Annotated in this window: 31 protein-coding genes, 1 tRNA gene and 1 pseudogene; 6 read left to right on the forward strand and 27 right to left on the reverse strand. The window is 68.8% G+C overall.

The features are described 5' to 3' along the window. Window positions 1-3: 3 nt before the first annotated feature. Window positions 4-1,773: an L-arabinonate dehydratase gene (araD, locus tag KHC28_RS21250; RefSeq protein WP_214010381.1), complete on the reverse strand. Its 1,770-nt coding sequence runs from the start codon at window positions 1,771-1,773 to the stop codon at window positions 4-6. Window positions 1,774-1,840: 67 nt separating this feature from the next. Further along, entirely contained in the window at window positions 1,841-2,836 is a 996-nt protein-coding gene (locus KHC28_RS21255) for a Bug family tripartite tricarboxylate transporter substrate binding protein (protein ID WP_246565082.1), read from the reverse strand. A gap of 166 nt (window positions 2,837-3,002) precedes the next feature. Between KHC28_RS21255 and KHC28_RS21260 the strand changes: the two genes are divergently transcribed. After that, a complete protein-coding gene (locus KHC28_RS21260) occupies window positions 3,003-3,707 on the forward strand; it encodes a GntR family transcriptional regulator (RefSeq protein WP_214010382.1) in 705 nt (234 codons plus the stop codon). 95 nt (window positions 3,708-3,802) lie between these two features. Further along, a complete protein-coding gene (locus KHC28_RS21265; RefSeq protein WP_246565083.1) occupies window positions 3,803-4,366 on the forward strand; it encodes a cupin domain-containing protein in 564 nt (187 codons plus the stop codon). Window positions 4,367-4,407: 41 nt separating this feature from the next. Here the strand turns inward: KHC28_RS21265 and KHC28_RS28040 are convergent, their stop codons facing one another. Further along, complete coding sequence (locus KHC28_RS28040; protein ID WP_214010383.1) at window positions 4,408-4,623, reverse strand: YjiS-like domain-containing protein; 216 nt, start codon at window positions 4,621-4,623, stop codon at window positions 4,408-4,410. 300 nt (window positions 4,624-4,923) lie between these two features. On the opposite strand from KHC28_RS28040, the gene KHC28_RS21275 reads away from it, so the two are divergent. Then, entirely contained in the window at window positions 4,924-5,361 is a 438-nt protein-coding gene (locus tag KHC28_RS21275) for a YqaA family protein (RefSeq protein ID WP_214010384.1), read from the forward strand. A 136-nt stretch (window positions 5,362-5,497) separates the two neighbouring features. Here the strand turns inward: KHC28_RS21275 and KHC28_RS21280 are convergent, their stop codons facing one another. From KHC28_RS21280 to KHC28_RS21310, 7 genes are all read right to left on the reverse strand, one after another. After that, window positions 5,498-5,782, reverse strand: a complete 285-nt coding sequence (locus KHC28_RS21280; RefSeq protein ID WP_214010385.1) for a hypothetical protein — start codon at window positions 5,780-5,782, stop codon at window positions 5,498-5,500. Window positions 5,783-6,182: 400 nt separating this feature from the next. Then, window positions 6,183-6,614 carry a hypothetical protein gene (locus KHC28_RS27900; RefSeq protein WP_312893298.1) on the reverse strand — a complete coding sequence of 144 codons (432 nt, stop codon included), beginning with the start codon at window positions 6,612-6,614 and terminating at the stop codon, window positions 6,183-6,185. Between the two features lie 66 nt (window positions 6,615-6,680). Further along, window positions 6,681-6,887, reverse strand: coding sequence for a hypothetical protein (locus KHC28_RS21290; protein WP_214010386.1), 207 nt, complete (start codon window positions 6,885-6,887; stop codon window positions 6,681-6,683). A gap of 524 nt (window positions 6,888-7,411) precedes the next feature. Continuing rightward, a complete protein-coding gene (locus tag KHC28_RS21295; protein WP_214010387.1) occupies window positions 7,412-7,723 on the reverse strand; it encodes a hypothetical protein in 312 nt (103 codons plus the stop codon). Between the two features lie 126 nt (window positions 7,724-7,849). Next, the gene (locus KHC28_RS21300; RefSeq protein WP_214010388.1) at window positions 7,850-8,359 is read right to left on the reverse strand and encodes a DUF2380 domain-containing protein; all 510 of its coding nucleotides are present in this window, start codon (window positions 8,357-8,359) and stop codon (window positions 7,850-7,852) included. Between the two features lie 355 nt (window positions 8,360-8,714). After that, window positions 8,715-8,792 (reverse strand) — tRNA-Pro (locus KHC28_RS21305). Window positions 8,793-8,813: 21 nt separating this feature from the next. Next, window positions 8,814-9,350: a GNAT family acetyltransferase gene (locus tag KHC28_RS21310; RefSeq protein WP_214010389.1), complete on the reverse strand. Its 537-nt coding sequence runs from the start codon at window positions 9,348-9,350 to the stop codon at window positions 8,814-8,816. Between the two features lie 127 nt (window positions 9,351-9,477). On the opposite strand from KHC28_RS21310, the gene KHC28_RS21315 reads away from it, so the two are divergent. Next, window positions 9,478-10,119 (forward strand): nitroreductase family protein, encoded by a 642-nt coding sequence (locus KHC28_RS21315; protein WP_214010390.1) that lies wholly within the window; start codon window positions 9,478-9,480, stop codon window positions 10,117-10,119. A 49-nt stretch (window positions 10,120-10,168) separates the two neighbouring features. Here KHC28_RS21315 and amaB read toward each other — a convergent pair whose 3' ends face one another. Beyond that, window positions 10,169-11,713 carry an L-piperidine-6-carboxylate dehydrogenase gene (amaB, locus tag KHC28_RS21320; RefSeq protein ID WP_246565084.1) on the reverse strand — a complete coding sequence of 515 codons (1,545 nt, stop codon included), beginning with the start codon at window positions 11,711-11,713 and terminating at the stop codon, window positions 10,169-10,171. Between the two features lie 358 nt (window positions 11,714-12,071). After that, complete coding sequence (locus tag KHC28_RS21325; protein WP_214010915.1) at window positions 12,072-12,260, reverse strand: hypothetical protein; 189 nt, start codon at window positions 12,258-12,260, stop codon at window positions 12,072-12,074. Here KHC28_RS21325 and KHC28_RS21330 point away from each other — a divergent pair. Further along, on the forward strand, window positions 12,175-12,552 hold the full coding sequence (locus tag KHC28_RS21330) for a septal ring lytic transglycosylase RlpA family protein (RefSeq protein ID WP_214010391.1): 378 nt from the start codon (window positions 12,175-12,177) through the stop codon (window positions 12,550-12,552). The genes KHC28_RS21325 and KHC28_RS21330 overlap by 86 nt on opposite strands. 812 nt (window positions 12,553-13,364) lie before the next feature. On the opposite strand, the pseudogene KHC28_RS27530 reads toward KHC28_RS21330, so the two are convergent. The 6 genes and pseudogenes from KHC28_RS27530 to KHC28_RS21360 all read right to left on the reverse strand — a co-directional run. Beyond that, window positions 13,365-13,620: pseudogene (locus tag KHC28_RS27530) on the reverse strand (MerR family transcriptional regulator); the annotation flags it as partial. Between the two features lie 46 nt (window positions 13,621-13,666). Continuing rightward, window positions 13,667-13,975 (reverse strand): integration host factor subunit alpha, encoded by a 309-nt coding sequence (locus KHC28_RS21340; RefSeq protein WP_214010393.1) that lies wholly within the window; start codon window positions 13,973-13,975, stop codon window positions 13,667-13,669. A gap of 112 nt (window positions 13,976-14,087) precedes the next feature. Next, complete coding sequence (locus KHC28_RS21345) at window positions 14,088-15,065, reverse strand: beta-ketoacyl-ACP synthase III (RefSeq protein ID WP_214010394.1); 978 nt, start codon at window positions 15,063-15,065, stop codon at window positions 14,088-14,090. Further along, window positions 15,062-16,144 carry a phosphate acyltransferase PlsX gene (gene plsX / locus KHC28_RS21350; RefSeq protein ID WP_214010395.1) on the reverse strand — a complete coding sequence of 361 codons (1,083 nt, stop codon included), beginning with the start codon at window positions 16,142-16,144 and terminating at the stop codon, window positions 15,062-15,064. Before plsX ends, KHC28_RS21345 begins: the two co-directional genes overlap by 4 nt. Before the next feature lie 130 nt (window positions 16,145-16,274). Then, window positions 16,275-16,811 carry a YceD family protein gene (locus KHC28_RS21355; protein WP_214010396.1) on the reverse strand — a complete coding sequence of 179 codons (537 nt, stop codon included), beginning with the start codon at window positions 16,809-16,811 and terminating at the stop codon, window positions 16,275-16,277. Further along, window positions 16,808-17,368, reverse strand: coding sequence for a ubiquinol-cytochrome C chaperone family protein (locus KHC28_RS21360; protein ID WP_214010397.1), 561 nt, complete (start codon window positions 17,366-17,368; stop codon window positions 16,808-16,810). Before KHC28_RS21360 ends, KHC28_RS21355 begins: the two co-directional genes overlap by 4 nt. 193 nt (window positions 17,369-17,561) lie before the next feature. On the opposite strand from KHC28_RS21360, the gene KHC28_RS21365 reads away from it, so the two are divergent. Further along, entirely contained in the window at window positions 17,562-18,113 is a 552-nt protein-coding gene (locus KHC28_RS21365) for an outer membrane protein assembly factor BamE (RefSeq protein WP_376772777.1), read from the forward strand. An 84-nt stretch (window positions 18,114-18,197) separates the two neighbouring features. Here the strand turns inward: KHC28_RS21365 and KHC28_RS21370 are convergent, their stop codons facing one another. The 9 genes from KHC28_RS21370 to glyA form a co-directional block, all read right to left on the reverse strand. Further along, window positions 18,198-19,454, reverse strand: a complete 1,257-nt coding sequence (locus tag KHC28_RS21370; RefSeq protein ID WP_214010398.1) for an NAD(P)/FAD-dependent oxidoreductase — start codon at window positions 19,452-19,454, stop codon at window positions 18,198-18,200. Window positions 19,455-19,570: 116 nt separating this feature from the next. Next, complete coding sequence (locus KHC28_RS21375; RefSeq protein WP_214010399.1) at window positions 19,571-20,335, reverse strand: ABC transporter substrate-binding protein; 765 nt, start codon at window positions 20,333-20,335, stop codon at window positions 19,571-19,573. Window positions 20,336-20,441: 106 nt separating this feature from the next. After that, on the reverse strand, window positions 20,442-21,572 hold the full coding sequence (thiL, locus tag KHC28_RS21380) for a thiamine-phosphate kinase (RefSeq protein ID WP_214010400.1): 1,131 nt from the start codon (window positions 21,570-21,572) through the stop codon (window positions 20,442-20,444). Between the two features lie 7 nt (window positions 21,573-21,579). After that, the gene (gene nusB / locus KHC28_RS21385; RefSeq protein WP_214010401.1) at window positions 21,580-22,080 is read right to left on the reverse strand and encodes a transcription antitermination factor NusB; all 501 of its coding nucleotides are present in this window, start codon (window positions 22,078-22,080) and stop codon (window positions 21,580-21,582) included. A 7-nt stretch (window positions 22,081-22,087) separates the two neighbouring features. Further along, the gene (gene ribH, locus KHC28_RS21390) at window positions 22,088-22,570 is read right to left on the reverse strand and encodes a 6,7-dimethyl-8-ribityllumazine synthase (RefSeq protein WP_214010402.1); all 483 of its coding nucleotides are present in this window, start codon (window positions 22,568-22,570) and stop codon (window positions 22,088-22,090) included. Between the two features lie 91 nt (window positions 22,571-22,661). Further along, the gene (locus tag KHC28_RS21395; RefSeq protein WP_214010403.1) at window positions 22,662-23,252 is read right to left on the reverse strand and encodes a riboflavin synthase; all 591 of its coding nucleotides are present in this window, start codon (window positions 23,250-23,252) and stop codon (window positions 22,662-22,664) included. 1 nt (window position 23,253) lies between these two features. Beyond that, entirely contained in the window at window positions 23,254-24,348 is a 1,095-nt protein-coding gene (ribD, locus tag KHC28_RS21400; protein WP_214010866.1) for a bifunctional diaminohydroxyphosphoribosylaminopyrimidine deaminase/5-amino-6-(5-phosphoribosylamino)uracil reductase RibD, read from the reverse strand. A gap of 46 nt (window positions 24,349-24,394) precedes the next feature. Beyond that, entirely contained in the window at window positions 24,395-24,913 is a 519-nt protein-coding gene (nrdR, locus tag KHC28_RS21405; protein WP_246565087.1) for a transcriptional regulator NrdR, read from the reverse strand. 72 nt (window positions 24,914-24,985) lie between these two features. Next, window positions 24,986-26,287, reverse strand: coding sequence for a serine hydroxymethyltransferase (gene glyA, locus KHC28_RS21410; protein WP_214010404.1), 1,302 nt, complete (start codon window positions 26,285-26,287; stop codon window positions 24,986-24,988). Window positions 26,288-26,379 lie beyond the last annotated feature (92 nt).

Consider the following 26,379-nt stretch of genomic DNA (forward strand, 5'->3'; position numbering starts at 1 on the left):
TTCTCAATAGATCGAGGGTTCGCCGACGGGCGCGCCGAACGAGGTTTCCAGGAAGTCGAAATCGCAGCCTTCATGCGCCTGCTTGATGTGGCGGGAGAACATCCAGCCATAGCCGCGCTCGTAATGCGGTGGCGGCGGCACCAGCGCGGCGCGGCGGGCGGCGAGCTCGGCCTCGTCCACCTGCATGTCGATGCGCCGGTTCGGCACGTCGACGCTGACGAGGTCGCCGGTGCGCAGCAGGGCGAGCGGGCCGCCGACATAGCTCTCCGGTGCCACATGCAGGATGCACGCGCCGTAGCTGGTACCGCTCATGCGCGAATCCGACAGGCGCAGCATGTCGCGCACGCCCTGCTTGATGAGCTTCTTCGGGATCGGCAGCATGCCCCATTCCGGCATGCCCGGCCCGCCGAGCGGCCCGGCATTGCGCAGCACCAGCACATGGTCCGGCGTGACGTCGAGATCCTCGTCGTCGATGGCGGCCTTCATGCTCGGATAGTCGTCGAACACCAGCGCCGGCCCGGTATGCACCCGCAGATGCGGCGCGCAGGCGCTCGGCTTGATGACGCAGCCATCCGGCGCCAGATTGCCGCGCAGCACCGCCAGCGCACCCTCGGCATAGATCGGGTTGTCCACCGTGCGGATGACGTCGTCATTATAGACCTCCGCCCCGGCGATGTTCTCGCCGAGCGTCCGGCCGGTGACGGTCAGCGCGTCGAGATGCAGGAACTCCGTCAGCCGCGTCATCAGCGCGCGCAGGCCGCCGGCGAAGTAGAAATCTTCCATGAGATACGCATCGCCGCTCGGGCGCACATTGGCGATCACCGGCACGCTGCGGCTCGCCTTGTCGAAATCGTCGAGGCCGATGTCCACCCCGGCGCGGCGCGCCTGCGCAATCAGATGGATGATGGCGTTGGTCGAGCAGCCCATCGCCATCGCCACGGTGATGGCGTTCTCAAAGGCCGGGCGGGTGAGGATGCGGGCGGGGGTGAGGTCCTCCCACACCATCTCGACGATGCGCCGGCCGCAGGCCGCCGACATGCGATTGTGCCCGACATCCGCCGCCGGCACGGAGGAGGCACCGGACAGCGTCATGCCGACCGATTCCGCGATGGCGGTCATGGTCGAGGCGGTGCCCATGGTCATGCAATGACCGAAGGAGCGGGCGATGCCGCCCTCGATCTCGCCCCAAGCCTTCTCGTCGATATTGCCGGCGCGGCGCTCGTCCCAGAACTTCCAGGCATCCGAGCCGGAACCAAGGGTCTTGCCCTTCCAGTTGCCGCGCAGCATCGGCCCGGCCGGCAGGTAGATCGCCGGCACCCCGGCACTGGTGGCGCCCATAAGCAGAGCGGGGGTCGACTTGTCGCAACCGCCCATCAACACCACGCCGTCGATGGGATGGGCGCGGATGCCCTCCTCCACCTCCATCGCCGCCATGTTGCGGTAGAGCATCGAGGTCGGCTTGAGGAAGGTCTCGGAGGCCGAATGCACCGGCAGCTCCAGCGGGAAGCCGCCGGCCTGGAACACGCCGCGCTTCACGTCCTCCACCCGGTCCTTGAAATGGCCGTGGCAAGGGTTGAAGTCCGACCAGGTGTTGAGGATGCCGATCACCGGCTTGCCGACCCAGTCCTCCGGCGCGTAGCCCATCTGCCGCAGCCGCGAGCGATGGCCGAAGCTGCGCAGATCGTCATGGGCGAAATAGCGGGCGCTGCGCAGCTGGTCGGGTGTCTTGGCGGCAGGTGTCTTGGCAGAATGGTTCTTCGGATGCGCGTTCATGAGGCACCTGTCGGAGGAACCGGAGGGCGCGGCGCGCCCTCCGGGGAACGGACCACGGGGCGCGGGCTCACTGGGTGACGATGTTGCCTGCCTTCACCACCTCGCGCCAGCGGGCCTCCTCCGCCTTCTGGAAGGCGGCGAATTCCTCCGGCGTATTGGCGACCACCTCGAAGCCCATCTCGTTGAACTTCGCCTTGACGTCGGGCGCGGCGAGGCCGGCGGCATACGCCTTCACCACCTTCGCCTTCACGTCGGCGGGAAGCCCCTTCGGCGCGGCGGCGGCCTGCCAGGAATAGACGTCGAGCCCGTCGACGCCGGCCTCCTTCATGGTCGGCACGTCCGGCAGCACCGGGTTGCGGGCGGCGGCGGTGACGCCCAGCACCTTCAGCTTGCCAGCCTTGATGTGGTTGGCGACAGAGCCGAGATTCTGGAACGACACGTCGGCATGGCCGGCGATGAGGTCGCCGATGGCCGGCCCGCCGCCCTTGTAGGGCACGTGGATGCCGGAGGTGCCGGTCTTCTGCCAGAACAGCGCCGCCGTCAGATGGTCGGAGGAGCCGACGCCCGACGAGGCGAAGGTCACCTTGTCCGGGTTCTTCTTCAGGTAGTCGACCAGTTCCTTCACCGAATTGGCCGGGAAGGAAGGCGTCGCCACCAGCACATTGGGGGTGCGCACCGCCACGGTAATGAGGTCGAAATCGGTCTTCGGGTCGTAGCCAAGGGCCGGATTGAGCGCCGGGTTGATGGCGAACACGCCGATCGAGCCAACGAGCAGCGTGTAGCCGTCGGCCGGCGAATTCTTCACATGCTGCGCGCCGGTGGCGCCGTTGGCGCCCGGCCGGTTGTCGATCACCACCGATTGGCCGAGCGTCTCCGGCATCTTCGCCGCGATGAGGCGGGCGGTGGAATCCGAGGCGCCGCCAGGCGGGAACGGCACCACGACGGTGATCGGGCGGTCGGGATAGGCCTGCGCCGGCAGCATCAGCGGGCCGGCGGCGAGCGCCGACAGCGCCGCGAGCGCGGTGCGGCGGGACAGCAAGCGGGAAAGAAGCGCGTGGGACATGTTTCCTCCTGATCGTCCGATTGGACCGGGTGGAGGCGGACCGTTGGCGCGGCCTCGTGCCTCCCCTCGAACTCCCGTCTGTGCGGGATGGGCTGCTTAAGCGTGAAGGCACTAAAGCGCTAATGCATCAGTGAAGTCAAGCCAAGGCTGGTGTAGGCTGGCGCCCATGAACGTGACCGCGATTCCACGCCCCTCCCGCGATCCCCATCGCCATGCCGCGCCGCAGGTATTCGACTATCTGCGCGAACGGATCGTCAGTCTCCAGCTGCCTCCCGGCACGGTGATCTCGCGCGCCGAGTTGCAGGAGCTGTTCGGCTTCTCCTCGACGCCGGTACGCGATGCGCTGCTGCGGCTGCAGGAGGAATCGCTGGTCGAGATCTTCCCGCAGCACGCCACCGTGGTGAGCCCCATCGACCTGAAGCTCGCCCGGCAGGCGCAGTTCCTGCGCCGCTCCATCGAGCAGGAGGCGGTGCGCACGCTTGCCTCGCTGCCGGACGCCGAGCGCCGGCCGGTGGCCGAACGGCTGGAAACCGCCATCGACATCCAGGCGACGCTGCTCGGTCGGGGCGACCTCGAGGCCTTCCATGTCGCCGACCGCGACTTCCATCGGCTGTTCTTCGAGGCTGTGGGGGTGCCTGACCTGTGGGTTCTGGCGCGCCGGCATGCCGGCCATATCGACCGCATCCGTCGGCTGCACCTGCCGATTCCCGGCAAGGCCGAGCAGGTGATCGCCGATCATCGCGCCATCGTCGCCGGAATTGCCGCCGGCGATGTCGGCGCGGCGCAGGCGGCGCTGCGCACCCATCTGTCGAAATCGCTCGCCTTCACTCCCGACCTGCGCGCCCGCTGGCCCGCCTATTTCCGCGACTGATCGCCGGATGACGGTGGGGGCGCCTTCCGCTCCGCGCCGGCCGTTCCTACATGGACGGCAGGGTTCATCTTCGGCGCGACGGCGGGAGCTGGACCATGTCGGAGCACAGGCGCGACGCGCGCGAGGGGCTCGCGGAGCCCGAAGCCGGCGAGATGCGGGCGGGCGCGGTGAGGGTCTGCCAGCCCGGCGAGGCCGCCAGCTACTGGCAGCCCATGCCGGCCAACGGCCATGTCGAAGTGATGTTCGCCCCGGATCTGGTGGCGATGGAGCAGCCGCTCGGCTTCGGCACCCAGACGGTGCCGCCGGGCGGCCATGTGCGCGACTACGCCCATGACCGCAGCGAAGAAATCATCTTCGTGCTGCACGGGCGTGGGCGCGCGGTGATCGACGGGGTCGAGCACCCGATGCGACCGGGATCGGCCTTCTTCCTCGGCCGCCACCGTCGCCATCTGTTCGTCAACGAGGGCGACGAGAATCTCGTCTTCACCTGGCTGATCGTGCCGAACGGCCTGGAAGACGTCTTCCGGCGCGTCGGCCGCCCGCGACGACCGGACCAGCCGGCACCCGAACCCTTCGCCCGGCCAGCGGACGTACTCAGGATCGAGCGCGAGACCGAATTTGCGTCGCCGCCGGCAACGCCGCGGCAACCTCGATCTTAGCCATGCGCATTGCGCGGAGCTGAAACGCTAAAAAGCGGTACTCAGATAGCCGTAACAAGGCGCAGACGACGCTGCAGCGCTTCCTGCGGAACGTTCGCGGCGGACTGCATGGCGATATCGTGGATGTCGGCGCGGCTGAAGCCGAGCTCGCCGAGCTCACGGTCGCTATAGGCCTCAAGCTCGCGCTGCGTCTGGCGATACTGGCGGCGACGCGCAAAGGCCGTCCGCAAGGCGATGCCGATCTTTTCGATCTGCATGATGTTGTTCTCCTCTTTGCCCTATGCTGCACAGCAGCAGGGATGCGAGGAACATAGTGTGCGACGCAGCATGACAGAAGCGAAAATCCCGCGCCCCAGCAATGCATTTGGCGCAGAGCAATTACCCCAGTGGATGCCATGGAACCCGCATCAGCGGGATGAGCATGGCAGCCATCCTCCGAGCGCCGTGCACGCGACGGGCCAGAACGGGGCGCCCGGCTCCGCCACGGCAGGCCGCGATGTCCGGGAATGACCGCCTGAATTTGGCGACAGGCGCGGCGGATTGGCTATAAGGCGCCGATGATCGATCTCGCTGCCTATGCCGGACTGTTCCTCTCCGCCCTCGTCGCCGCCACCATCCTGCCGATGCAGTCGGAAGCGGTGCTCGCCGGCCTCCTCGTCGCCGGCGCGCAGCCGGTGGCTCTGCTGATCGCCGTCGCCAGCGTCGGCAACATCCTCGGCTCGGTAGTGAACTGGTGGCTCGGCCGCTTCATCGAGCGCTTCGCCGATCGCCCGTGGTTTCCCGCCAGCCCCGACAAGCTCGCCCGCGCGCAGGACTGGTATCGTCGCTACGGAAAATGGTCGCTGCTGCTGAGCTGGGCGCCGGTGGTCGGCGACCCGCTCACTTTGGTCGCCGGAGTGATGCGCGAACCCTTCCCGATATTCCTCGCGCTGGTGACGCTCGCCAAGCTCGGCCGCTATCTGGTGCTGGCCGCCATCGTGCTCAACCTCATGTGAGCCCGCCAACCGGCGCGGCATGCCGGGCGGACATCGCCGGTCACGATCCGGCGGCGGCGCTCCATCCGGTGCAGGGCACGGCACCGCCACCGACGGCGACGTTGTCCTACCCCTCCCCCATGTCGCGACGGCGCCGTCAGGCCGACCTGTTCTTGATCGCGCCGATGATCGCCGTGAGGATCGCGCCGCCGGCACCACCGGAGACCACATTGGCGATCACGCTGCCGATGTTGAATTCGCCGCTCGCCATCGATGCCTGGATCGCCGGCAGCACCAGCGGCACCAGCTGGCCGAGCACGCCGCCGCCGACCAGTCCGGCGATGGTGTTGCCGAGCGTGCCGAGATCGAAGGTGGGTGCCGCCTTCCCGATGGCATTGCCGCCCAGGGCACCGGCGACGAGGTTGATCAGAAGCTGTTCCATTGAGAATCCCCAGCCGAATTGATCAGACTGCGGCAGGTTGCGCCCCGGTTCCCACGCACGCAAGGTAATTGCATGCTGCACCGCCGCGCGACGACAGCGACGTCGTAGCGATTACTTTGTGAAAACGACCTGGTAGCGGACCGCATCTACGGGGAATCGCGGCGGAAATACCATTTTTCGGGTGCCCGCTCTTTTCGCTCACCATGGCCGCACGCGTCGGGCCTCGGGCGCCCGCCCCGACCCTGCGCGGTCACGCGGCACCTCGGGCCAGCTGCCAATAAAGCGTCGGATAGGCGATGTGGCGACGGATCGTGCCGCCCCCGTCCGAAGCCATCGGCACGGACGACATGCAAATGCCCCGGCCGAGACGGCCGGGGCATCCGTGTTCACTGCGGGCGATCTAGTTCGCGGGACGGCCGGCCACGACCTCACCGGGTATCCCCGACTCGGGCACCCGTGCGGGGACATGGAGAGTCACCTCGTTGCCATCCCTCAACGCGTTCGTCGCCGCGACGACGGCCGCTTCGAAGGCCGCCTCCTTGGAGACATAAGCCATTCCGGCCGCGCCGCCATAGACCACGTGCCAGGCATTTTCCGTACCGACGATCTCATAGATGTCGTGGTCCGCGCGCCGCTCAGGGCGGACCGTGCCGCGCTCCTGCATGCCGCCCGGCGTCTCGGTCGTCGTCAGAAAGACCTCATCCATCTGCATTTCTCCTCTGCTCGACACAGGTTGAACGCAAGGATCGGGATGCGGTTCCTGACGATGCGGAAAGCAAGACGCGTCCACCTCGACGGCCTGCGCGCCTACGGCTTCCACCTCGACGTACATAAGGACATCGGCCAGCGAACCGCCCGGAAGCGGCCTTTCACCTCCGGGCTGCCGGGTCGCTCCAGACTAGTTCCGCCGCAAATCCCTGGCCAGCTGCTTCACCTGATTGGGCCCAAGTACATCTCCCCCATGCGGCACGAAATCGGCGGGTATCTCCACATGCCACGCGGGATTTTCGTCAATCATTTCCAGGGCCTCCGCCAGAGTGGCGTTGAGGTCGCCCTCGCGAACGGTCAACACCTTGACAGGACTGTCCAGAGTGAGATTCGGCATAATTTCCTCCTAATTTATTGGCGATTTTTATTTCCGCCTATCGTTCAATTATTAGCCGGACACCACGTTTCAAAGCGGTATTCCGCAACGGATGTGGGCGTAATTTTGAACCGAACTTCTTTTCAACCACGCTATTACGCGCCATGCCGGCAGGATGGAGGAAGATGTTCGCCGGGATATGCCCTCGATCGGCATGGCGGGCGTTCGGGACATCCCGCCCCACGGCATTCCGGCACCGCGAGCGAGTGCCCATCCCTCCTGCCGTGCGGGCCGGCACGGGATGGCTGGCGCATGATCGGCATGGCTCGATGAGGCATGACGATATCGCGAAGTTCACCCCCCGCGATTGGCGATCCGATTACCACATAGAGCTGTTGAAGCTTGGAACTCACAAATCCAGGTTGTCGGAAAGGCAGGGGCTCGTCCGTTCGATCGCCCGCGACGACGATGCCCCGCGGCCGCGCCTCGTGACGCCGATCCCGTCGCTTCAGGCCGAACGCCCGCGGATAGGTGCGTCGGCAGCCCTACCGCCAGGGCTCGACGGTAAACCGGTCGTCGTCGCGAAACGTCACGCGGAAGCCGGCATTGTTGTACACGCCGTTCTTCCCGGCCGGACCGCAAAAGACGTGCAGCACCCGGCCATATTGGCCTTTCTTTTCTTCCGATGCGGTCTTCGCGGCCGGGCAGTTGAACTGAAACGAGCGGATCATCCGGGCCAGCGTCGCGGAGATCTGCGGATCGAGCGTGGTTTGCGGCGTCGGCTCGGCGAAAGCGCCGCCGCTGCCCAGCATCACCCCGACACCGACCAATAGCCGTGAAAAGCCCGCTGGTTTCATCGTCTCGCTCCCGACGCCCGAAGCGTCTCATGGGTATGTTTCACAGTCCAGCGGGCGCTCTTCCCTTCGGGCATCTCGGCACATCGCTCAGCCGCCATGCGGGGGAACCGCCCTCGCCGAGACGGATCATTTCTCGCCGACGCGCGGATATAGCGACGTGATCTGCGCGGCGATGAAGCTCTCCGCATTGCGCCACGCCTCGTCCGTGTCGCCGCGAAACGTATAGAGGCGCTCGAGGATCTTCTGGTCCGTCCGGACATCGACCAGCGCCACCTTGGCCCATTGCACGAGGGTGCTCATCTTCTGGATACCGCCGACGAGCAGGAGGTCGGCGCCGGCCCGCTGGGCCGCAGCCCGGAACTCCGACGCGTTGGCGTCCGTGAGCGCGCAATTCTGGCACGGCAGGGCGACCACGCGGAATGTCTCGCTGCCGGCAATATCCTGCCGCAGGGCGTTCATGAAGGTGCTCAGGCGGGCCCGGTGGTCGGCCGTCTGGTCGCGCGCCTCTCCCGAGGTGTCGATGTACTGGAATTCCACCACCGCGACCGTCGCGCGGGAGGGAGATTCGGCAACCGAGGAATGGGATTGCACCGCCAGCAGGCCGGCGGCGAACAGCAGCAGGGAGAAACGGCGCATGGCGATCGGCTCCACAGGCGTTCCGGGATCGGCGCGCCATCCTATCCCTGCCTCGGCCCGGAAGCGATGCGGCCGCGTGGCACGGAGAAAGCGCGGGAAGCGCCATGCTCGCTTGCCGTTACTGCAGGGGCAGGCGATCGGGGAGCAGGCGAACAGCGCTCGCCAGCCCGCAAAGACCGAGACGTCCGAACGGCGGCGTACATGAATGCGCGGCGCCGAATCCGGCGGAACATTTCGGGGCTTGTTTCGGGACTTTCCGACCGCCGGAGCGGCGATCTCTGGATTTCCCGCCGCGCCGCCAGCCTGCGCCTCGCAGCGAGACGCGGCAAATCAGGCAACGGGATCAAGGAAATAATGGTCGGAGCGAGAGGATTTGAACCTCCGACCCCTAGTCCCCCAGACTAGTGCGCTAACCAGGCTGCGCTACGCTCCGACGCCGTGAGGCGTTGTCTCTCTAGCGATTTGATCCCGGCGATGCAAGCGGCGCCGGGATCTCGGCATGGGATATCTCTGCGCCCTCCTGCGCCGACGCACCCCGTTCCGGCCCGACCTGCCGCTCCACCGAGGCGCTGAAGCGCTGGAACAGGCCGAGCGACACCAGTGCCACGCAGCCGATCCCCACCAGCAGCGCCGGGTAGATCACCTGCGAGACCTCCTCGCGCGCCGTTTCGAACAGCAGCACCAGCGCCTCGAGGAAGATGGCGATGATGATGGTGGAGAGAAACTTGGTCAGCCCGCGCCGCGCGTCGGCGGCGGTGCGCTTCTCCCGCCCGGCCGGTACTTCCTCCTCGAAGAAATATTTGGCGACGTCGAACAGCGCGATGGCGACGATGAGATAGCCGACGATGTTGAGCAGCGCCTCATGCACCAGCGTGTCGCCGCCGAGCCCCTCGCGCAGCGCCGTATAGGGGGCGTAGACCAGCAGCACCGCCGCCACCGCCATCAGGGCGCAGGCGGCGACGGCGAAGACGGCACGGATGAGAAAGCTCATGGGGAGGGGCTCCGTTGACCCCTGGCCAACTAGCGCGCCTCGCCGGGTCTTCAAGTACCGCGTCCCGCCACCCTGCCCGCCGCGCCTCGTGTATAGTCGCGCCGCCGCCACCGACCGGAGACCCGCCATGGCCCATGAACACGCGACCGCCGAGCTCGTCCGCGATCCCGGTTTCGTGCCGCCGCCGGCGCTGGAGCCGATGATCGAGCGGCTCGCCGCGCGCCGCTCGGCGCCGCTGCGCAGCCTTGGCGGGCCGGCGCCGAGCGAGGAGGAGATGGACCTGCTGTTCCGGCTGGCGCTGCGTGTGCCCGATCACGGCCGGCTGGTGCCCTGGCGCTTCATCGTCATCGAGGGCGAGGCGCGCGCCGCGCTCGGCGCCCGGCTCGACGCGCTCTATGCGCGGCAGAACCCGGACCTGCCGGCCGCCAAGGCCGATATGTGGACGCTGTACCTGATGCGTGCGCCGCTCACCGTGGTGGTGGTGAGCCGGCCCGATCCGGCCGCCAAGGTGCCGGAATGGAACCAGCAGCTCTCCGCCGGCGCCGCCGGCATGGCGCTGACCGTGGCGGCGAGCGCGCTCGGCCTCGCCTCGCAATGGCTCTTGAAATGGCCGGGTCGCGACCGCGAGGCGGCGGCGCTCGCCGGCGTCGAGGCCGGTGAGACAGTCGCCGGCTTCATCCATATCGGCCGGCCGACGGTCGACAGCCCGGACCGGCCGCGCCCGGACGCCGCCGGCGTCGTCAGCCGCTGGCAGCCGGAGGAGGCGTAAGCCCGGCGTGAGACCGAGCCGATGAGGCCCGGCCCCTAAGCCCGCGCGATCAACCCTCGACGTCGAAGGAGACGCCCTGCGCCAGCGGCAGGGTGCGCGAGTAGTTGATGGTGTTGGTGGCCCGCCGCATATAGGCCTTCCAGGCGTCGGAGCCCGCCTCGCGGCCGCCGCCGGTCTCCTTCTCGCCGCCGAAGGCGCCGCCGATCTCGGCGCCGGACGGGCCGATATTCACATTGGCGATGCCGCAATCCGAGCCTTCCGCCGACATGAAGGTCTCGGCCTCGCGCATGTCGTTGGTGAAGATCGACGAGGACAGGCCCTGCGGCACGCCGTTCTGCAGCGCGATCGCCTCGGTGAGGCCGCCGACCCGCAGCACATAGAGGATCGGCGCGAAGGTCTCGTGCTTCACCACGTCGACCTGTTCGTCGATCTCCACCAGCGCCGGCCGGACGTAATAGGCGTCGTCCGCGCCGGCCACCGCCACGCGTTCGCCGCCATGCACGGTAGCGCCGGCGGCGCGGGCCTTGTCGAGCGCCGCCTGCATGCCGTCATAGGCCGCCTTGTCGATCAGCGGGCCGATTAGCGTGCCGTTCGCGCGGGGATCGCCGATGGTGACGGAGCCGTACGCCTTCGCCAGGCGCGGCACCAGTTCCTCATAAACGCCCTCATTGACGATGAGGCGGCGCAGCGAGGTGCAGCGCTGGCCAGCGGTGCCCATGGCGGCGAAGGCGATGCCGCGCAGGGCGAGGTCGAGATCGGCCGAGGGGCAGACGATGGCGGCGTTGTTGCCGCCGAGTTCCAGGATCGAACGGCCGAAGCGCTTGGCCACCCGCTCGCCGACGATACGGCCCATGCGGGTGGAGCCGGTGGCGGAGATCACCGGCACGCGGGCGTCGTCGACCAGCGACGAGCCGATCTCGCCGCCGCCGACCAGCACCTGCGACAGGCCTTCCGGCGCGTCGCCAAAGGCGGCAGCGGCGCGCTCGAACAGCGCCTGCACGGCGAGCGCGGTGAGCGGGGTCTTCTCGGAGGGCTTCCACAGCAGGCTGTCGCCGCAGACCAGCGCCAGCGCCGCGTTCCACGACCACACCGCGACCGGGAAGTTGAAGGCGGTGACGATGCCGACCGGGCCGACCGGGTGCCAGGTCTCCATCATCCGGTGGCCGGGGCGCTCGGAGGCGATGGTGAGGCCGTAGAGCTGGCGCGACAGGCCGACGGCGAAGTCGCAGATATCGATCATCTCCTGCACCTCGCCGAGGCCCTCGGAGACGATCTTGCCGGCCTCCAGCGTGACGAGGCGGCCGAGCGCCACCTTGTGGGCGCGCAGTTCCTCGCCGAGTAGCCGCACCAGTTCGCCGCGGCGCGGCGCCGGCACGGTACGCCAGGCGTGGAAGGCGGCCACCGCACGCTCCACCGCCGCGCCGACATCGGCCGGGCTCGCCTCGGCGACATGCGCCACCACCTCGCCGGTGACCGGCGAGCGCACCGCGCGGCCGCCGTCCTGCCACAGCGCCGGGTCGACGCCGAGCGAGCCGAGCAGGTCCGCCACCTCGCCGGCGACCGGGCCGAGGGCTGCGTTGATTTTCGCCGTCATGATCATGCTCCTCGCAAGCGCCACTGGCGGGCCGCGATCCGGCACGCCTGGATTGGCCGCGTGCATAGCACCGCTCGGCGGCACAAATCCATGCTGCGGGAGGATGAGCCGGAAAGCCTGCCCCAGCGGCAGGTTAGCGGCGATGCGGGGCGCGGGGGGTGCGGCGCGACGAAGAAAAATCCGCCATTTTCACTTTGCGGCAGGATAAGAATTCGCGACGATGATGTCTTGCACCTTCCCTGCGTATAACCCATATCGAGCTCACGAACAGCCTCGACAATAGGTCACGAACACTGTCAGGATGTCCCTGTTCGCCGACGAATTATCCATGAAATGATCCATGGACAGATTCGCGAAATCACATTCCAGACACGAAATAGCTGTCCTCGTGCCGCACTCCTTTTGCATCCGAATCCCGTGGATGCAACAGGAGAAGGACAGAGGTATTGACGGCTTGGGGAATGGGACGGATCGCTGGCGCGACACTGACCGCCGCGATCATCTTCGCCGCCAGCGGCAATGCTGCTTCAGCAAACTCGGCAAGCATGAAACGACCGGCCGCCACCAGTGGGATGGCGTCCTATTACGGCTATGGCGGACGTACCGCCAACGGTGAGCGCCACAACGCCCAGGCCCTCACCGCCGCGCATCGCACCCTGCCTTTCGGCACCAAGGTGCGAGTGACCAACACGGCCAATGGCCGGTCGGTCGTCGTGCGCATCAACGATCGCGGCCCCTTCATCCGTGGCCGCATCATCGACGTCTCGACCGCCGCCGCGGACAGCCTCGGCTTCCGCTCGCGCGGGGTCGCCCGTGTCGATCTCGCCGTGGTCAACTGAAGGCCGTGGCGTGACGCTCTTATGAGAACGCCTGGCCGGGGCGATGGTTCCTGAGCCGCGTGCGAAACGCGCTCAGACCTCGCCCCGGCGGGCTTCCATCAACAGGCGATAGCATTCCTGCAGATCGGCGAGCGCCGCCTTGAGCTCGCGGACCTGCTCGTCGGACAGACCGTCCTCCGGCCCCTCCAGCGGGCGGAACGAGGTCAGCCGCGACGGCGCCTCCTCGCGCACCGGGGCCGGCGGCACGTAGGCGGGCAGCGGCGGCACCGGGAACGGCTCCGGCGGCTCGGCAGGGTACCGCTCGGCATGACGCGGTCCGGCAAAGGGCGGCTCCGGCTCGCCGCCGACGCCGCGGAACGGAAAGGACGGCCCGTCATCCTCGTCCTCGTCGTCGAAACGCGGCTCCGCCTCGCGCGGATGCAGGGGGGACGGTTCCGTGCGCGGCGCATCGAAGCGCGGCTCGATATGGCGCGGCTCGCCATGCCTTGGCTCGCTATGCCGCGGCTCCGCATGACGCGGCCCGCCCTGATGCGGCTCGATATCCGGCAGCAGCGGCATGTCTAGGAAATTCGGCTCGTCGTCGGAGGGTCGGCGCCGCGCCGGCTTGCGTGCCGCCGCCCGCTCCGGCTCATCATCACGCGGTGCGCCGCCGCGACGTCCCGGCAGCAGGCCGAAGAACCCGCTCAGCGAGGACCGGCCGGCAGCAGCCTTGCCCTCATGCGCCTCGCCCTCGTCGTTCTCGTCGTCCCCGCCGGCCGGCGCGGCAACGGCGCGCGCGCCCTGCCCGCCTTCCATCGCCTCGCGCAGCACCGCCTGCACGTAACGCGGCCCTTCCTCCTTGAGGATGCGCTGCACGCCACGGATCGTGTAGCCCTCGCCATACAGCAGGTGCTGGATGCCGCGCAGAAGCTCGACGTCGTCAGGCCGGTAGTAGCGCCGGCCGCCGCCGCGCTTCAGCGGGCGGATCTGGGGGAACTTGGTCTCCCAGAAACGCAGCACGTGCTGAGGCAGATCGAGCTCGTCGGCGACCTCGCTGATGGTGCGGAAGGCGTCCGGGCTCTTCTCCACGGCGAGGGTTCCCTCCCTTCAGCTCACACGGACGACGCGGCGCGACTCACTCTTCGGTGACGTCTTCGCCGTTGATCTGCTGCTTGAGGATGTTGGACGGCTTGAACACCATGACGCGGCGGGGCGCGATCGGCACTTCCTCGCCGGTCTTCGGGTTGCGGCCGACGCGCTCGCCCTTCTGGCGCACCACGAAGGAGCCGAAGGAGGACAGCTTCACCGTCTCGCCCTTGGCCACGCAATCGGCGATCTCGGACAGTACCGTCTCGACCAGAGCGGCGGATTCGGTCCGCGACAGCCCCACACGCTGATACACCGCCTCGCAAAGATCCGCGCGCGTGATCGTCCGACCTGCCATTGCCCCGTCTCCGCCTTCTTCATGTTGTGGCGCTGCCCTGCGTCAACCTAGGCGCCGTCGCCCGCACTGGTCAACGGGGCGCGCGCACGCAGTCACCGGTCGAAGCGCGAACCTACCAGCGCACCAGCGCCGAGGCCCAGGTGAAGCCGCCGCCCATCGCCTCCAGCAGCACCACGTCGCCGGCCTTGATCCGCCCGTCCCGCACCGCCGTGGCAAGCGCCAGCGGGATCGAGGCGGCCGAGGTGTTGCCGTGCACGTCGACGGTGAGCACCACCTTCTCCGGCGCGATGCCGAGCTTCACCGCGCTGGCGTCGATGATGCGGCGATTGGCCTGGTGCGGCACGAACCAGTCGATGGTCGACGAATCGATGCCGGTGGCGTTGTAGGCGTCGGTGATGACGTCGGTGATCATGCCGACCGCGTGGCGGAACACCTCGCGGCCCTCCATGCGCAGGAAGCCGGTGGTCTTGGTCGAGGAGACGCCGCCATCGACATAGAGCTTGTGCTTGTGGCGTCCGTCCGAGCGCAGATGCGTGGTGAGCACGCCGCGCTCGTCGGGCGCGCCGCTCGCCGGCACCGCCTCCAGCACCAGCGCGCCGGCGCCGTCGCCGAACAGCACGCAGGTGGTGCGGTCCGACCAGTCGAGGATGCGCGAGAAGGTCTCGGCGCCGATGACCAGCGCGCGGCGGAAGCTGCCGCTCTTCAGGAAATTGTCGGCGGTCGCCAGCGCGTAGACGAAGCCCGAGCACACCGCCTGCACGTCGAAGGCGGCGCCGCGGGTGATGCCGAGCCCGGCCTGCACCGTCACCGCCGAGGCGGGGAAGGTGTTGTCCGGCGTCGAGGTGGCGAGCACGATGAGGTCGATGTCGTCCGGCGTCAGGCCGGCATCGTCGAGCGCCGCCCGCGCCGCCTTGATGGCGAGGTCGCTCGTCACCTCGTCCTCGGCGGCGATATGCCGCTCGCGGATGCCGGTGCGCTGGACGATCCATTCGTCGGAGGTGTCGACCATCTGGGCGAGGTCGGCATTGGTGAGGGTCCGCGCCGGCAGATAGGCGCCGACGCCACGCACCACTGAAGTCAAGCTGCTCACGATGAAACCTGCAATTCCGCTGCCTTCGCCCCGTCCGCTTCCGGCGAGGCCCCGGCCGCGCTCGGCCGGCTCTTGAGGCCCGCCTCGATGCGCGACAGCAACTGGTAGCGCACCATGTCGTAGCCGATGTCGATGGCCGAGGCGAAGCCCTCGGCGTCGGTGCCGCCGTGGCTCTTGATCACCACGCCGTTGAGCCCGAGGAACACGCCGCCATTCGACTTGCGCGGGTCGAGCTTCTCCCGCAGCAGCGCGAAGGCGCCGCGAGCGAACAGATAGCCGATCTTCGCCATCAGGCTGGAGCGCATCACCCCGCGCAGCAGCTCGGCGAACTGCTTGGCGGTGCCCTCGGCGGTCTTCAACGCGATGTTGCCGGAGAAGCCCTCGGTCACCACCACGTCGACCACGCCACGGCCGATGTCGTCGCCCTCGACGAAGCCGCGATAGTCGAGCCCGGGATGCTCGGCGGCCTTGAGCGTCGCCCCGGCCTCCTTGACCTCCTCGACGCCCTTGATCTCCTCGACGCCGACATTGAGCAGCCCGACCTTCGGCGTCTCCATGTCGAAGACGATGCGCGCCATCGCCGCGCCCATCACCGCCATGTCGACGAGGTGCTGGGCGGTGGCACCGATCGAGGCGCCGACGTCGAGCACCACGCTCTCGCCGCGCAGCGTCGGCCACAGGCAGGCGATGGCGGGGCGGGAAATACCGGCCATGGTCTTGAGGTTGACCTTGGCCATCGCCATCAGCGCGCCGGTATTGCCGGCCGAGACCGCGCAATCGGCCTCGCCGAGCCGCACCGCGTCGATAGCCTTCCACATGGAGGAGACCTTGCGGCCGCGCCGGAGCGCCTGGCTCGGCTTGTCCTCCATGGTGACGACGACGTCGGTGTGGACAATGCTGCTCGCGGCGGCGAGCTTGGGATGCTGGGCGAGGATCGCACGGATCTTCGCCTCGTCGCCGAACAGCAGATAGCGGATGTCCGGGTGCCGCGTCAGCGCGACGGCGGCACCGGGAAGCACGACGTCGGCGCCGTGGTCTCCCCCCATGACGTCGAGCGCGATTCTTACGGGCGATGACATGAAGCGGCTACTGGTCTCGTTCGTTCAGGGTCGGTACGGGTCGGGCATGGCCCGCCGCCGGGACATGAGGGCATGCCCCAGTTGCGGGCGCGTGACAATAGCGGCTCGCCGCCGTGGAGCAACTTTCGGCTCAGATGTCGCCGCTGCCCTCGGTCTTCTTCAGCCGGGCGAGCGCGGCGAAGGGCGAGATTTCCTCCGGCCCCGGCTCGGCCGGCGTCTCGAACGCCACCCCCGGCTTGCGCGGATAGGGATCGAGCCCCAGCGCCAGGAATTCCGCCACTACCGCGCCGACATCGATGACGCCGTCGACGATCGGATCGGGCATGTCCTGCTCGCTCACCTCGACCTCCTGGCCGGGCCGGACCTCCGGCAGCTTGTCGGCCGGGACGAAGCTCATCTCGATGTCCTCGCTCACCGGGGCGTCGAAATCCTCGAGCGTAACAACGCAGTTCTGCCGCACCACCGCGTCGAGATGGCCCTCGACCCGCACGCCGCCGCGCTGCGGGATCAGCGTCACCGTGGCGGTGAGCCGGGGAATGCCGACAATGCCGAAATCCTTGGCCAGCGCCGCGCGCGTCGCCTCGTCCGGCGCGAGCTTCACCGTCGTGCCGGCGTCGGGGATGGTCGCGACGAGGACAGGATGGGTCAGGGGGGCCGCATCGCTCATGATGTTGTGTTCTCCACGAAGGGGGACGCGCCGGCGGCCGGCAGGGGCAGCTCGCCGCGCGCGAAGGTCTCGAACGGCGTCGCCTTGAGCGCCACCGTCAGTTGGCGCAGCCGCGCCGCCAGCGCAACGGCCTCGGCCTGGCGCTCCGGCACTGAAGCGTAGACGTTGCGCAGCAGCGCCTCGGCGAGCGCGCCATCCGGTGCAGCCAACGCCGCATCATAGACGCCGGCGCGGCCATAGAAAGCCGAGGCGACCTTCTTCATCTTCTTCGGCACCGTGAGGTCGCCGACGCCCATCTCGCGCAGATTGGCGTCCATGTCGCGGCAGAAGGCGTCGAACACCTTCTGGCCGAGCGCCTGGCCGGCCTCGCCCTCGTCCTTGAGGCGGTGGAACAGCAGGAAGGCGTGGATCAGGACCATCTCGAAGCGGCCGGGAATGCTGTCGGCGACGCCATAGTCTGTGTAATAGGCCGGATCACGCGAATGTGCCACGATCGCGCCATAGAGCCGCTGGATGGTCTCGCGTCCGTCGTCCCGGCGGAAGAATCGCAGGATCATGGCGGGTCCCTGCCTCGTTGCCTCTGCCTCGTTGCCGCCGCGCATGGCGCCGCATCTGGGCGGGTTAGCGCGGGTGTGGACCGCTGGCAAGCCCGCGGCCCGGCCTGGACGGGGATTTCCCGTTGCCTCACGGCGGCAGCCTGTGCTTTTTGCGCGGGACTATGTGCGGGGGTCGTGCACAGGAGTAGGACGAATGGCAGTGCGGATTGAGAGACGGCAGGCGAACGATCGGGCCGGACGCATCGGGCAATGGCCCGCGCGCCTCGCCGGGGTCGGCGGCGTCGCCGTCATCTGCTCCGGCCTTGCCGCCTGTGCCGATATGCCGATGGCGACCTCCAATATGGGCCTCGCCCGCACGCCCTCCAGCTTCGTCAGCGAACAGCAGCGCGGCTATGTCGCCACTCCCGGCGCGCTCGAGCAGATTCCGGTCGGCTCGAGCCAGGAGCAGGTGCTGCTGGTGCTCGGCACCCCCTCCACCGTCGCCACCGTCGACGGCGAGGTGTTCTACTACATCTCGCAGAAGACCAAGAAGGTGATGTTCCTGCGCCCGGAAGTGATCGAGCAGCGGGTGCTGGCGATCTATTTCGACCCCAAGGACAAGCGCGTCACCCGCATCGCCGACTACGGGCTGAAGGACGGCAAGGTGTTCGACTTCGTGTCGCGCACCACTCCGACCGGCGGCCAGGAGCTCTCGGTGCTCGGGCAGATCTTCACCTCGGCGCTCGGCGGCCCCAGCAACGACTAACACCGGCGCCGGGCCGGCCTTTCCGGCCCGGGCACGCCCTGCTGGCGCCGAAGCTTGTGGCGCGGAAGCGCCCGGCGCAGGCTTTCAGCCGAAGCGCGACGGCGCGAACGGCGCCGGGTCAACCGCCGGCGTCTCGCCGCTCATCATCTCGGCGACGAGCCGCCCGGTGATCGGGCCGAGCGTGAAGCCGAGATGCTGGTGGCCGATGGCGAGCCACAGCCCCCTCACCTTCTCGCCGTCCGGCCCGCTCACCGGGCCGATCGCCGGCAGCATGTCCGGGAAGGCCGGCCGGCACCCCATCCACGGCTCGGCCTCGACGCGCGCGCCGAGTGGGAACAGCTTGCGGGCGATCGCCTCGGTGCGCTCCAGCTGCACCGGCGTCTTGCGGGCGTCGCGGCGGGCGAACTCGACGCCGGTGGTCAGGCGGATGCCGAGCTCCATCGGGGTGATGACGTAGCCGCCCTCCTCGTCGAGCACCGGCCGCGACAATTTCGCCCCGCCCTCGCCGCGATAATGCATGTGGTAGCCGCGCTTCACCGCCAGCGGCAGCCGCACGCCGAAGGGGCGCAGCACGTCGTCCGCCCATGGCCCCAGCGCCACCACCACCTCGCGGGCCTCGACGAGGCCGTCGGCGGTCGACATCGCCCAGCCGGAGCCGAGGCGTACCAGGCCGCGGGCGTCGCCGATCCGGAGCACGCCGCCCAGCGCCGCGAAATGCCGCGCATAGGCGCCGGTGACGCCGCCGGGGCTGGAGACCGAATGCGGATCGGTCCAGATCACCGCGCTGGTGAAATCCGGTCTCAGGTCCGGCTCGAGCGCCAGCGCCTCGTCCACGCTGAGCTCGCGCATGGACAGGCCGTATTGCCGCGCCAGCGGGAATTCCTTGCGTTCGTTGTCGAGCCCTTCCGGGCTGCGGTAGAGCTTCAGCCAGCCGCCCTCGCGGAAATAGTGCTCGGCCCCGGCGAGCGCCGCCAACCGGGCATGCTCGTCGAGGCTGTGGCGCAGCAGCGTCTCCATGGTGCGGGCATAGGCGAGGATGCGCTGCGGCGCCGAGGCCTTCCAATAGGCGTACATCCAGGGCAGCAGTCCGGGCAGCGCGTCCCAGTGGTAGTTGGCCGCCGGGTTGCGCCCGAGCGCCACCTCCATCAGCGCCTTGAGATCGCGCGGGAAGGCCACCGGATAGATCGAGGAGCGCTCGACGAGGCCGGCATTGCCGTAGGAGGTCTCCTCGCCCGGTCCGCGGCGGTCGACCAGCGCCACCGCCTGCCCGCGCAGCTTGAGATTGAGCGCCACGCTGGTGCCGACAATGCCGGCACCGAGCACGAGCGTATCGACTTTCATGGGAGACACCGTCCACTGGCCGGCACGGACACGCCGGATTGCCGAGAAGGAAGCCGGCACGGCGACCCGCGAGCCGCCGCGCCGATGATCGAAAGCCGGATCGAAAGCCTGTCGGCTCAGTAGATGTCGAAGGGGAAGTACTTCGCGTTGATCTTCTTGTAGGTGCCGTCGGCGACGATCTCCTGGATCGCCTTGTTCAGCGCCTCGCGCAGCTCGTTGTCTTCCTTGCGCACGGCGATGCCGGTGCCCTGCGGATTGACGTCCTTCAGGTCGGCGCCGATGAACTTGCAGCACTTGCCGTCGCTGCTCTTCTCCAGCCATTCGTAGAGCACGAACTTGTCGGCGAGGATGGCGTCGAGCCGGCCGGCGGCAAGGTCGGCATTGGCCTCGTCCTGGGTCGGGTAGAGCTTGATCTCGGAGTCCTTGTACTTCTCTTCCAGGAAGACCGCCGCCGTCGTCGAGGACTGCGTGCCCACGGTCTTGCCCTTCAGCCCGGCCGGCGAGATGTCGGTGATCTTGGTGTCCTTCGGCGCGATGACGCTGCCGGGTGTCTGGTAGTAGGGAACCGTGAAGGCCACCTTCTCCTTGCGCTCGTCGGTGATCGACATCGAGGCGACGATGGCGTCGAACTTCTTCGATAGCAGCGCCGGGATGATGCCGTCCCAGTCCTGCGCCACGAAGGTGCATTCCACCTTCATCTTCTCGCAGAGCGCCTTGGCGACATCGATGTCGAAGCCGACCAGCTGGCCGGAGGAATCGACCGAGTTGAAGGGCGGGTAGGCGCCCTCGGTGCCGATGCGTACGGTCTTCGTCTGCGCCTGCGCGGCGGCGGCGGTCAGCGCGAACACGGCGGCGGCGGCGAATAGTTTGGCGATCTTCATTGGGAAAGCCCCTCGGTTGGACGCGCCGGAAGGCCCGTCTGCGCGCAAGCTAGGGCGGCGCGATGTCACGGGCAATCGGCGGAAAGGCCGAGACGGCCCGTCACCCTCAGAAATGACTGAAGCTGCGCCGGGAGAGTACCATCTCGGCGCCGTCCGCCCCGATTACCGCCAGCCCGGCACCGGTGCGGGTGGCGCCGATCTCGGTGAGGCCGAAGCCGGCGGCGGTCGCCACCATGCTCAGCGCGTCGAGCCGGTCATGCGGCACCACGGCGAGGATCTCGTAATCGTCGCCGCCGGCGAGTACCGTCTCCATCAGCGCCGGCTCGGCCGCCACCGCCGCGCGCGCCGCGGCGCTCAGCGGCACCGCGCCGACGCGGATCTCGCCGCCGAGGCCGGACACCGCCAGCAGCTTCTCCGCGTCGCCGATCAGCCCGTCCGATATGTCCATCGCCGCGCTGGCATGCGCACGCAACGCCTCGGCAAGCGCGAGGCGCGGGCGCGGATGCAGATAGCGGTCGGCGAGGAAGGCCTTTCCCGCCGCGTCGAGCGCCCGGAAGCCCGGCCGGTCCGGGTCGAGCCGCAGCGCGAGGCCGAGCGCGCCGTCGCCGATGGTGCCGGTCGCGACGATCGCCTGCCCGGCTTTGGCGCCCGCGCGCTTCACCATCGTGCCGTAGGGCACGGCGCCGAGCGCGGTGATCGAGATGGTGAACGGGCCCGGCGTCTTCACCGTGTCGCCGCCGAGCAGCGGCGCGCCATAGTCGCGGGCGTCCTCGCCGATGCCACGCGCGAAGGCGTCGAGCGCGGCATCGTCCATGTCGGGCGGAATGGCGAAGGCGAGCAGCACGCCGAGCGGGCGGGCGCCCTTGGCGGCGAGATCGGAGAGGTTCACCCGCATCGCCTTGCGGGCGATGCTGGCCGGCGGGTCGTCGGGGAAGAAATGCACCCCCGCCACCAGCGCATCCTTGGTCAGGATGAGGTCGTGACCGTGCGGCGGGGCGAGGAAGGCGGCGTCGTCGGTGAGGCCGAGCGCGCCGGGATGGGTGGCGAGCGGCCCGAACAGGCGGGCGATCAGCTTGTCCTCGCCGGAGGACCTACGTCCCGAAGACGTGGCCGCGGAAGCGCCAGCCCCGGAAGGCGAGGCGCTCGACGCCTTGGCGCCGGACGCTTTGGCCCCGGAGGACGCGCCCCCCGAACCCTTGGCCGTCCCGGAGCCGCCGTCCTCCCGCCGATCCGCCATGGTCGCCTCAGCTGCCGAATTCGCCCGCGCGCATCTCGCGCGCCAGTCCATCCAACACCGCATTGACCATTCCGGTTTCCTCACGGTCGAGGAAAGCGGCGGCGACGTTCACATATTCGGCGACGACCACGCGGGCGGGAATGTCCGGCCGGCCGTGCAGTTCATAGGCGCCGGCGCGCAGCACCGCGCGCAGCACCGTCTCGATGCGCTTCAGCGGCCAGCCCTTCACCAGCGCGGCGTCGAGCATCGGATCGATCACCCGCTGCTCGCGCACCACTCCGCCGACCACGTCGCGGAACAAGGTGAGGTCGGCGCTCGCGATCTCGTCGCCCTCGATCTCCTGGCCGATCCAGTGGCTCTCGAACTGGGCGAGGATCTCCGGCAGCGGCGTCTGCGCCACGTCCATCTGGTAGAGCGCCTGCACGGCGTTGAGCCGCGCCGCGCTCTTGCGCAGCGGCTTGTGGTTCGCCGGCTTGCCGGCGGATTTGGCGTCGGTCGAATTGCTCATGACAGCCTCACCACGACCGGCGCTTCAGGCGCAGCAGCGCAAGCGCCGCCTCGACGGCACCGCCGCCCTTGTTGCCGTCGGAGACGCGGGCGCGCACCCAGGCCTGCTCGTCATTCTCGACGGTGAGGATGCCGTTGCCGAGCGGCAGCTTGCGGGCGACCGAGAGATCGATCAGCGCGCGGGAGGATTCCCCGGCGACGATCTCGAAATGATAGGTCTCGCCGCGCACCACGCAGCCGAGCGCCACTGCGGCGTCGAACGGCTTGCCGTCCGCCTCGGCATTGTCGAGGGCAAGCGCGATGGCGGTCGGCACCTCCAGCGCGCCCGGCACGGTGACGACCTCGCAGCTGGCACCGACGGCCTCGACGGCGGCGCGGGCGCCGGCCAGCAATTCGTCGTTGAGGTCGTCGTAGAAACGGCCTTCGACGATCAGGATGCGAGCGCCGTCTAGACGCTCGGCCGCCTCGACGGCGCGGCGGGGGGTCGCCATGGGAAGAAACCTCGCATTCGGAAACGAAGCGACGACGTACGCCGCCCGGCGGAACTCCGCAAGACGCCTCTGCGCAACTCTGCCCCCCGCCTCAGCGGAACTCGGCGAGCCTGGCCGCGTAGCGGGCCATCATGTCGACCTCGATATTGACCTTGTCGCCCGGCTGCACCGCCCCCCAGGTGGTGTGGCTCAGCGTGTGGGGGATGAGCAGGCAGGTGAAGCGCTCGCCGTCCACCGTGTTGACGGTGAGCGAGGTGCCGTCCAGCGTCACCGAGCCCTTGGTGGCGATGAAGGGAGCCAATTCGCGCGGCGCCGCGAAGGTGAAGCGCGTGGTCTCGCCGAGATCCTCGCGGGCGACCACCTCCGCCTGGCCGTCGACATGGCCCTGCACGATATGGCCGCCGAGTTCGTCGCCGATCTTCAGCGCGCGTTCGAGATTGATCCGCGCGCCCTCTCCCCAATGGGCGACGGTGGTGAGCGCCAGCGTCTCCGGCGCCGCCTCCACCGCGAAACTGTCCGGCTGTGTTGCCACCACGGTGAGGCACACGCCGGCGCAGGCGATGGAGGCGCCGAGATCGATGCCCGCCGTATCGTAGGCGGTGCGAACCGTCAGCCGGCGCACGTCGTTGCGACGCTCCACCGACACCACCTCGCCAATATCGCTGACGATCCCCGTGAACATGCTAGCGTCGCCTCAATATGCGCAGCCGGTCCGGCCCGTGCCGCTCGGTTTCAACCGTGGTGAGATAGGCGTCGAAGGCGTCGAGCGCGAGCCCTTCCAGCGCATCGACGGCATTGCGGCCGAGCAAGCCCGGCGCCTCGAACAGGCTCGCCTCATCGACGAGGCCGGCGGTGAAGAAGGCGCTCGCGAGACGCGGCCCCGCCTCCACCATCGCCCGCGTGATGCCGCGCGCGGCCAGCAGCCGCAGCGCCGCTTCGAGGTCGAGCCCGCCATCCGGCGTGGCACCGACCCGCATCACCTCGACGCCGCGCTCGGTGAGCGCCCGCTCGGCCACGGCCGGCGGGCCCTCGCCGGCGATCACCCACACCGGGGCGACGTCGAGATTGGCGAGCAGCCGCGCCGTCGCCGGCAGCCGCAACTGGCTGTCGAGCACCACCCGCACCGGCGAGCGCCGGTCCATGCCCGGCAGCCGGCAGGTAAGGTCCGGATCGTCGGCCAGCACCGTGCCGATGCCGGTCAGCACCGCGTCATGGGTGGCGCGCATCATATGCACCCGCGCCCGAGCCTGTTCGCCGGTGATGGCGGCCGGCCGGCGGCCCTCCAGCCCGGCCTTGCCGTCGGCGGAGACCGCGAGCTTCAGCATCACATGCGGACGGCCGCGCACGACGCGGCTGATATGGCCGGCATGGGCGAGCCGAGCCTCGTCCGCGCCCGGCCCGACGGTCACCTCGATGCCGGCCTCGCGCAGGATCGAAAAGCCGCGTCCCGCCACCCGGTCGTCGGGATCGCCGATCGCCGCCACCACCCGGGCGATGCCGGCGGCGCGGACGGCGTCGACGCAGGGCGGCGTGCGGCCGTGATGCGAGCAGGGCTCCAGCGTCACATAGAGCGTGGCGCCGCGCGCGGCCTCGCCGGCCTGCGCGAGCGCCTGCGGCTCGGCATGCGGGCGCCCGCCGGCGGCGGTGGCGCCATGGCCGAGAATGAGCGGATTGCCGTGCTCGGACAGCCGGTCGAAGCGCGCCACTACGGCGCCCACCGCCGGGTTCGGCCAGGTCTGGCCGAGATGGTGGCGGCCAACCGCCAGCGCCGCGCCCATCAGCGCCGCGTCGAGGCGCGGGTCGGAAGGGTCCGGCACCGTGGCGTCAGTCCTTGTCGGGATCGGCATCGATATCGGCCGCCACACCGGTCGGCACGCCGCCGACCACGCTCTCGCGGGTCTGCAATTCGCCGATCAGCGCGTGGAAGTCCTTGGCCTCGCGGAAATTGCGGTACACCGAGGCGAAGCGGACATAGGCGACGTCGTCGAGCTGCTTCAGGCTCTCCATGACGAGCTCGCCGATCTGCTCGGAGGTGATCTCGCTCTCGCCCTGGCTCTCCAGCCGGCGGACCAGGCCGGAGACCAGCCGCTCCACCCGCTCGGGGTCGACCGGGCGCTTGCGCAGCGCCACCTCGATGGAACGGGCCAGCTTGTCGCGGTCGAACGGCACGCGGCGGCCGGAGCGCTTCAGCACGGTCAGTTCGCGCAGCTGCACCCGCTCGAAGGTGGTGAAGCGGCCGCCGCAATCCGGGCAGATGCGGCGGCGGCGAATGGCGGCGCTGTCCTCGGTGGGACGGGAGTCCTTCACCTGGGTGTCGAGGCTCCCGCAATAGGGACAGCGCATGTCGTTTCCTCTTTAAGGCGGTTTCCCTTTCGGGCGGTTTCCCTTGCAGGCGGTTTCCCTTGCAGGCCCGTCTCAGCCGTAGATCGGGAAGCGAGCCAGCAGGCCCTTGACCTTCTCGCGCACCGCCGCCTCGACGAGGCTGTCCTCGTCGGTGCCCTTCTGCGACAGCACGTCGAGCACCTCGGCGATCATGTCGCCGATCTGCTGGAACTCGGCGACGCCGAAGCCGCGCGTGGTGCCGGCCGGGGTACCGAGCCGCACGCCGGAGGTCACGAACGGCTTCTCCGGATCGAAGGGGATGCCGTTCTTGTTGGTGGTGATGTGGGCGCGGCCGAGCGCGATCTCCGACACCTTGCCGGTCAGCTTCTTCGGCCGCAGGTCGACCAGCATCAGATGCGTGTCGGTGCCGCCGGAGACGATCTCGAAGCCGTGGCCCTTCAGGTTCTCGGCCAGCGCCTTGGCGTTCTCGACCACGTTCTTCGCATAGACCTTGAACGAGGGCTGCAGCGCCTCGCCGAAGGCCACCGCCTTGGCGGCGATCACATGCATCAGCGGACCGCCCTGGATGCCGGGGAAGATCGCCGAATTGATCTTCTTGGCGATGTCCTCATCATTGGTGAGGATCATGCCGCCGCGCGGGCCGCGCAGGGTCTTGTGGGTGGTGGTGGTCACCACATGGGCGTGCGGGATCGGCGAAGGATGCACGCCGCCCGCCACCAGGCCGGCGAAATGCGCCATGTCGACCATCAGATAGGCGCCGACCGAATCGGCGATCTCTCGCATCTTGGCGAAGTCGATATGGCGCGGGTAGGCCGAGCCGCCGGCGACGATCAGCTTCGGCTTGTGCTGCTCGGCCAGCTTGGCGACCTCGGCGTAGTCGATGCGCTGGTCGTCCTCGCGCACGCCATAGGGCACCGCCTTGAACCACTTGCCGGACATGTTCACCGGCGAGCCGTGGGTCAGGTGACCGCCGGCGGCGAGGTTGAGGCCGAGATAGGTGTCGCCCGGCTGCAGCAGCGCGAAGAACACGCCCTGATTCGCCTGGCTGCCGGAATTGGGCTGCACATTGGCGAAAGCGCTGCCGAACAGCTTCTTGGCGCGCTCGATGGCGAGGTTCTCCGCCACGTCGACGAACTGGCAGCCGCCATAGTAGCGCCGACCCGGATAGCCCTCGGCATATTTGTTGGTCAGCACCGAGCCCTGGGCTTCCAGCACCGCGCGGGAGACGATGTTCTCCGAGGCGATCAGCTCGATCTCGTCGCGCTGGCGGCCGAGCTCGGAAACGATCGCCGAGGCGAGCTCGGGATCGGCCTCGGCGAGGCTCGCCGAAAAGAAGGAGTTCGCCGACTGCGCGGCGGAAACGGGCGACGACATCAGGGGGCCTCCGTGGCTCCGGGCGCGTCGGGCGTGGCCGAGAGAAGCCGGACCGCGCGCGCCCGTGCGGACATGAGGGGTCGCTTAGCACA

Origin of the sequence: Ancylobacter sonchi (assembly GCF_018390695.1) — a bacterium.
GTDB lineage: Bacteria > Pseudomonadota > Alphaproteobacteria > Rhizobiales > Xanthobacteraceae > Ancylobacter > Ancylobacter sonchi.